The 14,058-nt window shown below is 38.5% G+C and carries 11 protein-coding genes; 8 read left to right on the top strand and 3 right to left on the bottom strand.

Going from position 1 to position 14,058, the window contains the following annotated elements:
• Positions 1 to 54: 54 nt before the first annotated feature.
• The 6 genes from P6940_RS05580 to P6940_RS05605 all read left to right on the top strand — a co-directional run bounded on the left by P6940_RS05580 (position 55) and on the right by P6940_RS05605 (position 5,894).
• A complete protein-coding gene (locus P6940_RS05580; RefSeq protein WP_277293455.1) occupies positions 55 to 1,611 on the top strand; it encodes an ABC-F family ATP-binding cassette domain-containing protein in 1,557 nt (518 codons plus the stop codon).
• 13 nt (positions 1,612 to 1,624) lie between these two features.
• Entirely contained in the window at positions 1,625 to 2,194 is a 570-nt protein-coding gene (gene folE, locus P6940_RS05585) for a GTP cyclohydrolase I (protein WP_038152961.1), read from the top strand.
• Positions 2,187 to 3,023: a dihydropteroate synthase gene (gene folP, locus P6940_RS05590; RefSeq protein WP_277293456.1), complete on the top strand. Its 837-nt coding sequence runs from the start codon at positions 2,187 to 2,189 to the stop codon at positions 3,021 to 3,023. Before folE ends, folP begins: the two co-directional genes overlap by 8 nt.
• Positions 3,020 to 3,382: a dihydroneopterin aldolase gene (gene folB / locus P6940_RS05595; protein WP_028258182.1), complete on the top strand. Its 363-nt coding sequence runs from the start codon at positions 3,020 to 3,022 to the stop codon at positions 3,380 to 3,382. Before folP ends, folB begins: the two co-directional genes overlap by 4 nt.
• Positions 3,382 to 5,166, top strand: coding sequence for a 2-amino-4-hydroxy-6-hydroxymethyldihydropteridine diphosphokinase (gene folK, locus P6940_RS05600; protein ID WP_277293457.1), 1,785 nt, complete (start codon positions 3,382 to 3,384; stop codon positions 5,164 to 5,166). The genes folB and folK overlap by 1 nt, the downstream gene beginning before the upstream one ends.
• A gap of 200 nt (positions 5,167 to 5,366) precedes the next feature.
• A complete protein-coding gene (locus P6940_RS05605) occupies positions 5,367 to 5,894 on the top strand; it encodes an isoprenylcysteine carboxyl methyltransferase family protein (protein ID WP_277293458.1) in 528 nt (175 codons plus the stop codon).
• A gap of 191 nt (positions 5,895 to 6,085) precedes the next feature.
• On the opposite strand, the gene P6940_RS05610 is transcribed toward P6940_RS05605, so the two are convergent.
• Positions 6,086 to 7,036 (bottom strand): L-lactate dehydrogenase, encoded by a 951-nt coding sequence (locus P6940_RS05610; protein ID WP_277293462.1) that lies wholly within the window; start codon positions 7,034 to 7,036, stop codon positions 6,086 to 6,088.
• 380 nt (positions 7,037 to 7,416) lie between these two features.
• Between P6940_RS05610 and P6940_RS05615 the strand changes: the two genes are divergently transcribed.
• A complete protein-coding gene (locus P6940_RS05615; RefSeq protein WP_028257787.1) occupies positions 7,417 to 7,719 on the top strand; it encodes an FtsB family cell division protein in 303 nt (100 codons plus the stop codon).
• Between the two features lie 161 nt (positions 7,720 to 7,880).
• Here P6940_RS05615 and P6940_RS05620 read toward each other — a convergent pair whose 3' ends face one another.
• Together P6940_RS05620 and P6940_RS05625 are read right to left on the bottom strand one after the other, a co-directional pair.
• Positions 7,881 to 8,363 carry a hypothetical protein gene (locus P6940_RS05620; protein ID WP_277293459.1) on the bottom strand — a complete coding sequence of 161 codons (483 nt, stop codon included), beginning with the start codon at positions 8,361 to 8,363 and terminating at the stop codon, positions 7,881 to 7,883.
• A 6-nt stretch (positions 8,364 to 8,369) separates the two neighbouring features.
• Positions 8,370 to 9,290: a LysR family transcriptional regulator gene (locus tag P6940_RS05625; protein ID WP_028257785.1), complete on the bottom strand. Its 921-nt coding sequence runs from the start codon at positions 9,288 to 9,290 to the stop codon at positions 8,370 to 8,372.
• Positions 9,291 to 9,733: 443 nt separating this feature from the next.
• On the opposite strand from P6940_RS05625, the gene nifJ reads away from it, so the two are divergent.
• Complete coding sequence (gene nifJ, locus P6940_RS05630; RefSeq protein WP_028257784.1) at positions 9,734 to 13,288, top strand: pyruvate:ferredoxin (flavodoxin) oxidoreductase; 3,555 nt, start codon at positions 9,734 to 9,736, stop codon at positions 13,286 to 13,288.
• Positions 13,289 to 14,058: the final 770 nt, after the last annotated feature.

A 14,058-nucleotide genomic window follows, 5' to 3' on the forward strand; every position in this document is an offset into this window, starting at 1 on the left:
TGCCTATAATGTGCATTATTAATATATGATACGATTGTTAGTGATGGAGAATGTATGAGTGTATTAACGGTTTCTAATGTGACACATGGCTTTGGGGCGCGTCAGATTTTAGAGGACGCCTCGTTTCGATTGTTGAAAGGCGAGCATGTGGGTTTAATCGGTGCGAATGGTGAGGGCAAATCAACATTTTTAAATATTATTATAGGCAAGATTCCTCCCGATGAAGGCAAGATTGAATGGTCTAATCAAGTGACGGTCGGTTATTTAGATCAGCATAGTGTACTAGCACCGCATATGACGATTCGCGATGTGTTAAAAACGGCGTTTGATGATTTGTTTACGATAGAAGAACAAATGCAACGAGCCTATGATGAAATGAGCCATTGCGATGAAGAGCGTATGAATACGTTGCTATCACAAGTTGGTGACTGGCAGGAACAATTGGAACAGCGTGGCTTTTATGAAATTGATGCTACCATTGAGCGAACAGCACAAGGGTTAGGGCTGATGGATATTGGCTTAGAGCGAGATGTGGGAGAGCTAAGTGGTGGACAGCGCACGAAGGTACTGTTAACAAAATTGTTATTAGAAAAACCGACCATTTTATTATTAGATGAACCGACAAATTACTTGGATGTAGAACATATTTATTGGTTGCAGAACTATTTAGAAAATTATGAGAATGCCTTCATTTTAATTTCTCACGATATGGAATTTTTAAATCGCGTTGTCAATGTGATTTACCATGTGGAACAGGCCAAATTAACTCGCTATACGGGGAATTACGAACAATTTCAGGCGGCCTATGCAATGCAGAAAGAGCAAGCTCGTAAGGCCTATGAGCGACAACAACAAGAAATTAGTCGCATGGAAGATTTTATTCAACGAAATAAAGCGCGTGTGGCGACGAGAGGTATGGCTAATTCGAGGGCGAAACGATTAGAAAAGATAGAAATCTTAGAGAAACCTAAAGAATATAGTAAGCCTACGTTTCGATTTAAGGAAGGACGGACACCGAGCCGATATATTGTAGAAGCCTTTGGATTAGAAATTGGCTATGATGTTCCCTTAACGCGCCCTGTGGACTTTCAGTTGGAGCGCAATAAAAAAATTGCCATTCGCGGCGTGAATGGTTTGGGAAAGACAACCTTGTTAAAAACTATATTAGGTATGATCAAACCGGTGAGCGGTGAACTTGTGAAAGGCGATTTTTTAGAAATTGGCTATTTTGCACAAGAAGATGTGCCGAGTAACGAAACCACGGCCCTCGATTATATTTGGGATGCCTATCCGTCTATGACGAATCAAGAAGTGCGTGCAGCCTTAGCGCGGTGTGGACTGACAAATGAACACATTACATCGCAAATGCGCGTTTTGTCGGGTGGTGAAAATGCTAAAGTACGCTTATGTCGACTTATGTTATCGCACTATAATGTATTAGTACTGGATGAACCGACAAACCATTTGGATATATATGCGAAAGAAGAATTGGCGCGGGCGCTGAAAGCTTTCAAAGGCACCATCGTAGTAGTTAGTCATGAACCAGAATTTTATGAATCATGGGTGACCGATATATGGAATATTGAAGATTGGACGACGAAGATTGTGTAAGGAGACTTGTGCGGTGAATGAACAGGCAAAAGAGAACATGGCTTTGTTTTTAGAATCCTTTGGCATTGATTTAAAACAACAAGGCATGGAAAAAACACCGACTCGCGTGGCTATGTTGTATAGTCAGTTGTTTGAAGGTGTGGGAAAATCGACTCGCCATGCATGGGGTGAAGTGTTCCCTACGGAGTATGAGGGCCTTGTATCTGTTATGAATATCCCCTTTTATTCTATGTGTGAACATCATTTAATGCCTTTCTATGGCATGGTGGATATCATTTATCAACCAACGGATGGGAAAGTAGCAGGTCTTAGTAAGTTCGGTGATGTGATTAATATCTTGGCGAGACGCCCCCAATTACAAGAACGATTAACAAATCAAATAGCGGATGCGATTGAAAATGAATTAGGTGCTGCCGGTGTATTAGTTCGTGTTACGGGTACACATCTGTGTATGCTAATTCGTGGCGATATGCAGCAAGGTACACAAACGGTTACCTTAGAAGGTCGTGGCGTATTGGGCGTTGATGGAGCCCCACGAGAAGAAGCATTTGCAATTATGGGAGGTACAACGAGTCATGTTTAAAAAACGAAATTATACATGGAATGATGGCAAAACATTAACATTGCAAGATAAGACGTTGATTATGGGCATTTTAAATGGTACGCCTGATTCTTTTTCTGATGGGGGCAAGTATAATACCGTGGAAACCGCTGTGGCTCATACGGTGGATATGATTGCTCAAGGCGCCGATGTTATTGATTTGGGCGTAGAATCTACCAGACCAGGTCATACGCAATTAACGGTTAAGGAAGAATTAGAACGGTTGGAAATGTTGCTACCTCCAGTCTTAGAAGCCTCCACTGTGCCCGTATCCGTTGATACATATCGCGCAGAAACGGCAGAATTTGCCTTGTCGAAAGGCGCTCACATATTAAATGATATATGGGGATTACAATATGATTCCGATATAGCAGCTGTAGCAGCGGCTTATAAAGTGCCTGTTATTATTATGCACAATGCTGTATCCAATGAGTATGATGACATCATTGAAGATATGAAAGCTTTTTTCTTTTCGAGCATTGATAAAGCGTTAAAGGCTGGGATAGGGGTACAAAATATTTGGTTAGATCCAGGCATCGGATTTGCGAAAGATTATAATCAAAATATTGAGGTACTACAACGATTGGGTGAATTAACGGCCTATGAATATCCCGTATTATTAGCGCCTAGTCGGAAGCGGTTTATTGGCACTATCCTAGACGATATTCCTGCGGATCAACGAGATGAAGGTACCGTAGCATGTTGTATTACTGGAATTCTTCAAGGTGTCGATATGGTACGGGTTCATAATGTAGAAATGCATAAACGAGCATTGGCGGTGGCTGATGTATTGCTTAGAGGTGAACTATGAACACCATCGTATTAAAGAATATGGCATTTTATGGATATCATGGTAATTTGAAAACGGAACAATTACAGGGACAACGATTTTTTGTGGATCTAGAAATACAAGTGGATGCATCAAAAGCGGGACGTACGGATTGTTTAGAGGATTCGATTAATTATGTAGATATCTATGAAGTGGTAAAGCAGGTGATGACGGGTACACCTTACCATTTATTAGAACGGGTGGGCGCTGTCATTGCGGATAGGGTGTGTGAAACCTTTGGCGTAGATAGTATTCGGGTGGCTATACGTAAACCGTCTGTACCTATTGCAGGACTATTAGATTATGTAGAAGTTGTAACGACGAGAGGTAAGTACGAGTAATGTATACCTATTATATTAGTTATGGCTCTAATATGGGGGATCGAAAACAATATATTGATACAGCCTTAGGAGCCTTAGAAGCTGATACGGATGTATGCCGTTTTAGAAATTCTTCCTGTATAGAAACAAAACCGTGGGGAAATGTTGATCAAGATAACTTTCTTAATGGTGTATGTTCCTTTAAAAGTGAGCGGAACCCTCGAGACATACTCATTAAATTACAAGCTTTAGAAAAGTCTGCTAAGAGAGAACATACACGGCATTGGGGGCCGCGCACCTTAGATTTAGATATTATTTTAGTCATTGACAAAAACGACCAGCTTGTATCTATTTGTGATGACGATTTAATCGTGCCACATCTCTATTTTTGGGAACGCACGTTTGTATTAATGCCCTTAGAAGAATTATGGCCTGCATTTTTTTATCACGGCCAATCGATTTCTTCTCGCATTGAAGAATTAGTGATGGAGAGTATCCCCTTTTATAAAGACCCCTTTAAAGATATTGGACGCAAGATGAATTTGTTAGTGCGTACAGGACGTATTTTAATGGAAAAAGGGGCTAGTACGGATAAGATTGTAGAAGATATTATTCGTGCTGCAGTGTTTATGGGGATTCCCAAAAATTTTGTGCATGTAAATGTGACGTATAATACGGTCATGGTATCCGTTGTATCGGAAACTAAATCGTACACTAACTTTTTAAAAGCTTTTTCTTATAGTACAGATATGACCATTGTTACCGATGTAACACGATTGACATGGCGTGCATTGGAAAAGAATTATTCCTTAGATGAATATGAATCTATGTTAGAGGCTATTGCACGGCGAAAACCTATGTATCCTTCACCACTGGTAGCCGTCTTAGTGAGTTTGGCCTGTGCGTCCTTAACGATTTTGTTCGGTGGCAGTGAGTGGGCGGCGTGTGTTACGTGGGTATGCACTTTTGTAGGCTATGTTGTGTTTGTACTATTTAGAAAATGGCGTGTGAATGGATTTATCAATATCGCAGCTGGTGCGTTTGCCTCTAACTCAATTGCTTTACTCTATTATGTAGTGACGGGGGAACCGGAAGGCATGACGTATGGCATGATTAGTTCTTCATTGTTTTTGATGCCTGGTGTCTTACTCATTAATGCAGTGGACGACATGTTAAATAACTACTTTATGGCTGGCTTAGGACGCTCTATGCACACATTATTGAGTGTAGGTTTTATGACGTCTGGCATTATGATGGCCATTCATGTCAACCCCAAAGTAGCCATGAGTAGTCTTAGTATTTTGCCAACGGATGTGAACATTACACAAATCATGGCAGCCGCTTTGGTGGGTACTGGATTTTCTACTATGTTTAATGCACCGTTGCGTACATTGCCATTTATAGCACTAGGCGGTGCAGTGGCGGTGGGCACGAGAAATGTGTTATTAGCTTATGGAGATTTATCCGTCGTAGTGGCTACCCTCATGGCGGCCTTGGTGATTGGCGTATTGATGATGCGCGTGGCTCATATGGTGAACACTACTGCAGGTACATTGGCAATTCCTTCTATCGTTACCATGTTCCCTGGCGTATTATTATATCGTTTTGCCTATTCTCTCATGCAATCGAGTCATTTAGACGTAACTACGTTCTGGATTTCTTTGCAATCAGGTATAACGGGAATCATGATTGTATTTTGTATGACTGTAGGCGTGGCAACACCGTCATTAGTGGCTAAAAAATTACTTTCCAGGCAAAAGAAGAAACGACTGGCAGCCTTAGTAGCTCGTCGTATGGAAATGTAAATTTCTATTCTTGGCGAATAGCACGTTGGTGCTATACAATCGAGTTATTTCAGAGCCCATGAGATAGGATTATTAACACATATGGTCAATGTTAATCATGTTGTGTAGTAGATACGAATACATATGTGATATAAGACGTATCAATGGGAGCATGAAATATATTTTAATTTTTAGTTGTAACAGTTTGAAAGGAAGCGAATATGGACACTGTTATTATGTATTGGGTAGTAGTACTTTTTGTAATTCGATTATTATTTTTACGCGTGTCGAAGATGAATGAAAAACGTATAGTGGCCAATGGTGGTGTAGAATATGGCAAAGGAATTAGCAAGGCTATGGCCATTGTACATTGTCTTATTTATCTATGTGCTCTCATGGAAAGCGTGTGGACACACACGAAAATTGATAGCGTATCTATCGTTGGTATGCTCCTTACGGTTTTTTCTATGATGATACTGTATTGGATTACTCGATTGTTGCGAGATATATGGACCGTTAAATTGATGGTCGCCAAGGATCACACCTATAATAATCATTGGCTTTTTAGATATATTAAGCATCCCAATTATTTTTTAAACATCATTCCTGAATTGATTGGTATCTGCTTGTTGTGCCATGCGTGGTATACGCTCATGGTGGCGACTCCCGTATATGGCTGGATTATGTATCAACGTATTCGAGAAGAAAATCAGATACTTAGAAATATAATTGTACCTAACAGTCTATAAATTATGGGCCTATGAGCATGTATCTTTGTGAAAGATAGGCGCCAAGTTTGTATATACTAAATCCCCCCATACATATTAATAGTATGGGGGGATTTATATATTTACAGATACGCGTGCTAGTTAGCAGTCGATCTATTCAATTCTCGATGAAGGGGATTAGAAGTACATTGTTCTATGAATAGAAAGGTGGTTTATTCTACAGCTTCGGCTTTTTCCATATAATTTCTAATAATATCACAGGACTTGTTAAATAGTTCTTGTTCCTTGTCGGTCATAGGGACTTCGATGATTTCTTCTACACCGTCTTTTCCTAGAATAATAGGCGTAGATGCATACACATTATGTTGACCGTAGTGGCCGTTGAGTGCTACGGAACAAGGTAAAATTTTCTTTTCATCATGTAAAATACAACGGACTAATTCAACAGTAGAGGTAGCAATACCAAATTCTGTTGACCCTTTACCATTTAATACGACATAACCTTGATAGGTAACTGCTTTTGTCATTTCCTCTTCGTCAAAGCTAGGGAAACGATGAGGCATGTCTTTTTGCAATTCATATAGAGTCTTGCCGCCAATCATAATATGAGAATAAGGCACCATAGCACTGTAACCATGTTCACCCATCGCATAGGCTTGAAGAGAACGACGGGAAATGTTAAATTTTTCAGATAACAACATTTGTAAACGGGCTGAGTCGAGGGCAGTCCCGGAAGAAATAATTTTGTGCGCTGGATAGTCCAAGTGCTTTTGCAAATAAGCTGCTATTACATCGGCCGGATTGGAAATACTGATGATGATGCCATTAAAGCCAGACTTTTTAATACGAGGAATAATATCCTTACAAATTCTAATCGTATCAGCTAACATATCTAGGCGGTCTTGATCTCTTACAGGCTGAAGACCAGAGGCATTGATGATGATGTCGCAATCACCTAAGGATTCAATGTCTGTAGCATAGGCACTTACATGATGCGGCAAATAACTTACAGAGTCTTTGAGATCTTCCACTTGGGAAATCGCTTTTTCTTGATTGACATCTGCTATATATAACTGATCAACTTCTCCTTGTGTGGCTAAAGATAATGCTACATGAGAACCTACGTGACCAGCACCAATGATACCAATTTTTCGTAATTTTATAGACATAATAATTCCTCCTCTTTTTGCTGTCTGTAGTATAGTATAGCACATTACAAAGTGCTATAGGTATGTATCTAGCGTAATGCCCCATATATGAAATCTTCGTTGACGATAGGTAGAATCAATAGCCAGGCGCATATGGCTAGCAATATGGTTATTAGTCATTGTGGATGTGATAGAGGTTTATCTGATATAGATTAGAAACACTATGTTGATGTTGAACTATACCACGCGACGCTAGGCGGATGATGATAGTATGTAACTCATTGTTAGGTTGTAAGCGATGCCTGTAGGATGACATGAGTAATAGATTCATTCGAATTTTACGCCAGGTGTGTTATAATAGCACAAAAGAGGAAAATAAGTAGGAGCTAGGGCGAATGGAACAGAAACGAGCAGAGCGGGCTAAACGCGTGTCACGGAGACAACAAAATATATATACTCGATGGATCGTTATTATCATTACAATTGTTTTTTCTATTGTCATTGGTATGCAAATTTTGGATTTAGTGCAATTGCATAATGAAAAAGTGCGGCTAGAAAAACAAATAGAAGAATTACAAACAAAAAATGATGCCTTAGAGGCGGAGAAAAATAAATTATCGGACCCTAAGAACGTAGAAGGAGTAGCTCGTGATGAGCTAGGTTTGGTAAAACCAGGGGAAGTTCCCTATGTTAAATAGTTGTGATTGATTGTGCGTATAGGCGTATCTAGTGGAATATACATAAATAGCCACTGCTATAGAGTTTTCGTTGTGACAACTCTATAGCGGTGGCTATTTGTGTTTGTATAGTAAGTTTGCTAACACTTGTTTCATATACGATTGAGATGAAGTTATACCTACTAGTATTGTTTCATCTGAAATGGCGATGTGTCTTCGGTAGACATAGGCAACGATTGCCGATCTACATCGGGCACCTGCTTTGGATTGGCATTGAATGTTTCTGGCCTTTCAAACAGTCCTGTTGGACGTGTGGGTGCTTTTGGTGGTGCATTATTCACAGATACGTCGGGGTGAACCCATTCGAGTTGCTTCACACGCCAATCTAGATTTGTAAAGAGTCGATTGTGTTGGTATAATTCGTCTTCAATGGTATCAAGTCGTGCACTATCGCGATTTGAACGACCTTCTAGATTGTCTATCCGTGAATGAAATCCTAACATATTACTGGTATCATACATTTGGTAGATTTGATTTGATAAATCGGCAATTAGAAATTGTTGATATATAATAACGCCAGTTAGAATGAGTAAGGCGAAGGTAAACCAATACGTTTTACGATGCACATATCGTTTCAGTAAGGTCCATAACGGGGTGGAACGCATAAATCATTAATCCTCAGACACATGTTCAGGTAATAAAGGAAGTTTCGAATTGACAAAATCTAACCATAAGCGGGACGCATGGGATAAATAATGTCCTTTCTTCCAAATAACATATAAGGTATGTGTGATTTCCGGCTTTAATGGGTGCACTACTACATTAGCACCGACATCTGTATTTTCATCTTTGTTAGGACATAGGCGACTTGGCAATAAGGCAATGGCTAAATTAGCGCCTACGGTTTGCAACATTAAATCGCGTTGACTAGTTTCAAATACAATATGTGGCTGGAATCCAGCATGCTTACAGGATTTTACAATTTCGTCATGCAAGTTGAAATCATCTTTGTGAAGGACAAATGATTCTTCCGATAATTGGTCTAAGGACACTTCCTTTGCATTAGCAAGCGGATTGTTCTTAGGTAAAATTACAGCTAATGGGTCGCTAGTGAGATAAAATGATTCAAATTCTTTAGGATTCGGTTTTGTACAAATAATCCCGATATCGATTAATCCTTCTTGTACACTGATTTCAATTTTTTTAGAACCATGTTCATATAACTCTAATTCAATTTGAGGATATACTTTTTTAAACTCTCCTAGAAGCTGTGCAAAAATAGGTGCATCAGTAATAGGAGGAATACCAATACGAATAGAACCTTGTTCTAATCTAAACTCATTTTCAAAATCAGTTTTTAAATGTTCGAACATAAATACCACACGTTTCGCATGGGTTAAAAAGATTGTGCCCCCATCTGTTAACTCCACAGATTTTGCATTACGCATAAATAAAACAACACCTAATTCATCTTCCAATGCTTTTATAGTGCGACTAATGGCTGATTGTGAGATGTGGAGATTACGGGCTGCCTTACTAAAGCTTTTTTGGTCAGCTACTTCTACAAAATACTTTAAATGATGAAAATCCATAAGACCCTCCCTAACAAAACAGTTGAAAAAAGTGATAGCAATAAAATATAATTTTGAGATTGATTATTACTTATAGTAATTGTACTATGAAAAAATGTAAAGAGTCAATCTCATAATTGGCAAAATGATAGAGTTCATAGGTATTGCAAGGTTTATTACTGCCATGTATAATTAGCAATAGAGAGCTATATCAACTTATTACTTTTAGGATTAGATATATCATCTAAATCGTGTAGCAATAATATATTATTACATTATTTAGCGATATTAGCAATATTTAGTAAAAGAAATTAAGGGATTTCTTTTGTAATCGATACATTTCTAGTGGAAAATACATGAAAATGTATGCATATATTGTGAGATGTGAGATCTAATTCTTGAAGGGAATATTAGATTGAACAAGTGTACTATTTTTTACTTATGCTTAAGGAGGCTATTTACACATGGGTCGTAAATTTAAAACTATGGACGGCAACCAAGCGGCTGCTCATGTTTCTTACGGTTTTACAGAAGTGGCAGCGATTTATCCAATCACACCATCTTCTCCAATGCCAGAACACGTTGATGAATGGGCGGCATCTGGTCGTAAGAACATTTTTGGTAACACTGTTAAGGTAGTAGAAATGCAATCTGAAGCTGGTGCTGCAGCAGCATTCCACGGTTCTTTACAATCTGGTGCGTTAAGTACTACATTTACATCTTCTCAAGGGTTATTATTAATGTTGCCTAACTTATACAAAGTAGCTGGTGAATTATTACCTGGTGTATTCCAAGTAGCTGCTCGTGCATTAGCTGCACATGCATTAGCTATTTTCGGCGACCATCAAGATGTTATGGCTGCACGTGCCGCTGGCTGTGCTATGCTTGCTGAATCCTCTGTACAAGAAGTTATGGACTTGAGTGCTGTTGCTCATTTAACAGCTATTAAAACACGTGTTCCTTTCATTAACTTCTTCGATGGATTTAGAACATCTCATGAAATCCAAAAAATTGAAGTATGGGATTATGAAGACTTGAAACCATTGGTTGATATGGAAGCGGTAAAAGAATTTAGACAACGTTCTTTAAACCCTGATACTCCTGTAACTCGTGGTACAGCAGAAAATCCTGACGTGTATTTCCAACATCGTGAAGCAGCTAATAAATTCTATTTGAATGTGCCTGATGTTGTAGAAAACTACATGCAAGAAATCAATAAACTAACTGGTAAAAATTACCAATTGTTTAACTACTATGGTGCAGAAGATGCAACTGATGTAGTTATTACAATGGGCTCTAGTGCACAAGTTGTAGAATCTACTGTTGAATATTTAAATAAAATGGGTCGTAAAACTGGTTTCGTTACAGTTCATTTGTTCCGCCCATTTGCTATCGATCGTTTTATCAATGCCTTACCAAAAACAGTAAAACGTATTGCTGTTCTTGACCGTACAAAAGAACCAGGCTCCTTTGGTGAACCTTTATTCTTAGACGTACAAGCAGCTGTTGTATCTGCTGGGTTAAATGTAAAAGTAATCGCTGGTCGCTATGGCTTAAGCTCTAAAGACGTTATTCCTGCAGATATCGTAGCAGTATTTGATAACTTGGCTAAAGAAGATGGCAAAAAACATTTCACATTAGGTATTACTGATGATGTAACATTCTTGTCATTAGATCGTGCTGAAAATGTTGATATTAGTGTAGACGGCTTAACAGAATGTAAGTTCTGGGGCTTTGGTTCTGATGGTACTGTAGGCGCTAATAAATCTGCTATTAAAATCATCGGTGACCACACTGATATGTATGCACAAGCATACTTCGACTATGACTCCAAAAAATCTGGTGGCGTAACTATGTCCCACTTGCGTTTTGGTAAAAACCCAATTAATCAACCTTACTTGGTAACTGAACCACAATTCGTTGCATGTCATCGTCAATCCTATGTACATGAATACGACTTAATTCGTGGTATCCGTAAAGGTGGTACATTCTTATTGAACTGTACATGGAGCCCTGAAGAATTAGAAGAAAAGTTACCAGCAAAATTACGTCGTCAAATCGCAGAAAAAGAATTGAATTTCTACATTATCAATGCAGCTAAAATCGCTTCTGAAATCGGTTTAGGCGGACGTATTAACATGGTATGTCAAGCAGCATTCTTTAAATTGACTGAGATCATCCCTGTTGATGATGCAATCAAATATTTGAAAGACGCTGTTGTTACTTCCTACGGTAAAAAAGGTCAAAACATTGTTGATATGAACAATGCTGCTATTGATCAAGGCGTTGGTGCTCTTGTAAAAGTTGAAGTTCCAGCTTCTTGGAAAAATGCGACAGCAGACACTGAAGAAGGTAAAAAACTTCGTCAAACAGGTTGCGCTGGTTGTGCAGACCGTGAAAAATTTGTTACTAATATTTGCCAACCAATTAATGCACAAGCTGGTTACGACCTTCCAGTATCAACATTTGTAGGTTATGAAGACGGTACATTACCAAATGGTACTGCAGCATACGAAAAACGTGGTCCAGCACTATTTGTTCCACACTGGATTAAAGAAAATTGTATCCAATGTAACCAATGTGCCTTTGTATGTCCACATGCTACTATTCGTCCAGTATTAGCTACTGAAACAGAAGTTGCAAATGGTCCAGAAGGCTTTGAAGCAATTCCTGCACTAGGTTCTAAAGATGGTTTACAATTCCGTATTGCTGTATCTCCATTGGATTGCTTGGGTTGCGGTAACTGTGCTGATATCTGTCCAGCTCCAAAAGGAAAAGCACTTGTTATGACATCCATTGATGAAGAATTACATTTAGCAAATGCTTGGGACTATTCAGTTTCTATTCCTAAGAAGAAAAACTTCATGAATACAGCAACAGTAAAAGGTTCTCAATTTGAAACACCTTTACTTGAATTCTCTGGCGCTTGCTCCGGTTGTGGTGAAACACCATATGCTCGTTTATTAACACAATTATTTGGTGATCGCATGCAAATTGCCAATGCTACTGGCTGTTCCTCCATTTGGGGTGCATCCATGCCTGCATCTTCCTATACTGTTAACCAAAAAGGACAAGGTCCAGCATGGGGTAACTCCTTATTCGAAGACAATGCTGAATATGGCTATGGTATGTATATCGGCGTAAAACAAATCCGTGAAGACTTAGCTAGAAAAGCTGGTGTTATGGTTGAATCCGCTACTGGCGAATTAAAAGAAGCATTACAAGGCTGGTTGGATCAAGTTAATGTAGGTGCTGGTTCTCGTGACCGTGCAGCTCGTTTGGTAGCCGCTTTAGAAGCTGCGGATAAAACTCCAGAAGTTCAAGAATTCTTGGATAAAAAACACTACTTAGTAAAACGTTCTCACTGGATCTTCGGTGGCGACGGCTGGGCATATGATATCGGATTTGGTGGCTTAGACCATGTATTAGCATCTGGAGAAGACATTAACGTATTCGTATTCGATACAGAAGTGTACTCTAATACAGGCGGACAATCTTCTAAATCCACTAACATCGCAGCAGTAGCTCAATTCGCAGCAGCTGGTAAACGTACTAAGAAAAAAGACTTAGGTATGATGGCTATGTCCTATGGTTATGTATACGTAGCACAAGTTGCTATGGGTGCTGATAAAAACCAATTGATGAAAGCAATCACTGAAGCGGAAGCATATCCAGGACCATCCTTGATTATCGCTTATGCACCATGTATTAACCATGGTATCAAAGCTGGTATGGGTAAAGCACAAGAAGAACAACGCCGTGCTGTAGCAGCAGGTTATTGGGATCTATATCGTTTCAATCCTGTATTGAAAGAAAAAGGTATGAATCCATTCAGCTTAGATTCTAAGGAACCAAAAGAAAGCTTCCAAGACTTCTTGATGGGTGAAGTACGTTATGCATCCTTAAAGAAAGCAGCACCAGAAGTAGCAGAAGAATTATTTGCTAAAACTGAACGTGATGCTAAAGAACGTCGCTTGAGCTATGTTCGTTTACAAGAAGGTTTTGAAAACATTAAATAATCTTACCGATTAGGTAACTCAGAGGTTATGAGTATATAATCTTTGAAATATAATAATGCGGACTGTAGATATATCTACAGTCCGCATTATTGTTTTGTTACGGGAATACATACTTCGTTGTAAGGCATTATGTAAGCATACTTTCATGATGAAAAGATGTACCGATTTCATTACTTACGGTGAGTACGCTCATAGGAAAGGATTCTACCTATGAAGTTAATGAAATATGTTGCGTTTGATGGAGAATACAATCAATTTGATAATGGGGTATTTGTCATATCCTATACGAAGAAGAATTAACATAACCATATAAAATAGAAGTAAGTTACGATGATTACTCTCTATTTTCTTACGTGGATATAATTGGCAATTATTAACGATATTTTGTAATTGTAGTTACTATGAATTACATTCATTTTCAAAAATACATAACTACGTATTGCTAATAACAGAGAAAATCTGTCGTTGTAGGCTACTATACTGGATAGTAGCAGGGTTTCGCCATCTATTTATATCGCCACAAGTGGACCGCAGTATGAGTGAATTAGAAACAGTAATATAGTTTGTATAGAATTATAATAAATGATACTTATGTTTTGTTAATCATATAATCTATATTATCAATGTTATATTTCATAACTCATATAGTAATAGCTAGTGAATATAAAATTTCCTATAGAAATAAAGATGGTGTATAATAATAAAAAGATTTTTATCTTAAATTGCAATATGAAATTGAACAGTATCCAAATCTACAATTCTATTAACTT

This window comes from Veillonella montpellierensis (assembly GCF_947090115.1).
Classification (GTDB): domain Bacteria; phylum Bacillota; class Negativicutes; order Veillonellales; family Veillonellaceae; genus Veillonella; species Veillonella montpellierensis.

What these genes read in the sequence shown, in the direction of transcription:
- P6940_RS05580 (WP_277293455.1), top strand. Translation starts at nt 55, where the DNA reads ATGAGTGTATTAACGGTTTCTAATGTGACACATGGCTTTGGGGCGCGT.
- P6940_RS05620 (WP_277293459.1), bottom strand. Translation starts at nt 8,363, where the DNA reads ATGCGTTCCACCCCGTTATGGACCTTACTGAAACGATATGTGCATCGT.
- folP (WP_277293456.1), top strand. Translation starts at nt 2,187, where the DNA reads ATGTTTAAAAAACGAAATTATACATGGAATGATGGCAAAACATTAACA.
- P6940_RS05625 (WP_028257785.1), bottom strand. Translation starts at nt 9,290, where the DNA reads ATGGATTTTCATCATTTAAAGTATTTTGTAGAAGTAGCTGACCAAAAA.
- folK (WP_277293457.1), top strand. Translation starts at nt 3,382, where the DNA reads ATGTATACCTATTATATTAGTTATGGCTCTAATATGGGGGATCGAAAA.
- P6940_RS05615 (WP_028257787.1), top strand. Translation starts at nt 7,417, where the DNA reads ATGGAACAGAAACGAGCAGAGCGGGCTAAACGCGTGTCACGGAGACAA.
- nifJ (WP_028257784.1), top strand. Translation starts at nt 9,734, where the DNA reads ATGGGTCGTAAATTTAAAACTATGGACGGCAACCAAGCGGCTGCTCAT.
- P6940_RS05605 (WP_277293458.1), top strand. Translation starts at nt 5,367, where the DNA reads ATGGACACTGTTATTATGTATTGGGTAGTAGTACTTTTTGTAATTCGA.
- folB (WP_028258182.1), top strand. Translation starts at nt 3,020, where the DNA reads ATGAACACCATCGTATTAAAGAATATGGCATTTTATGGATATCATGGT.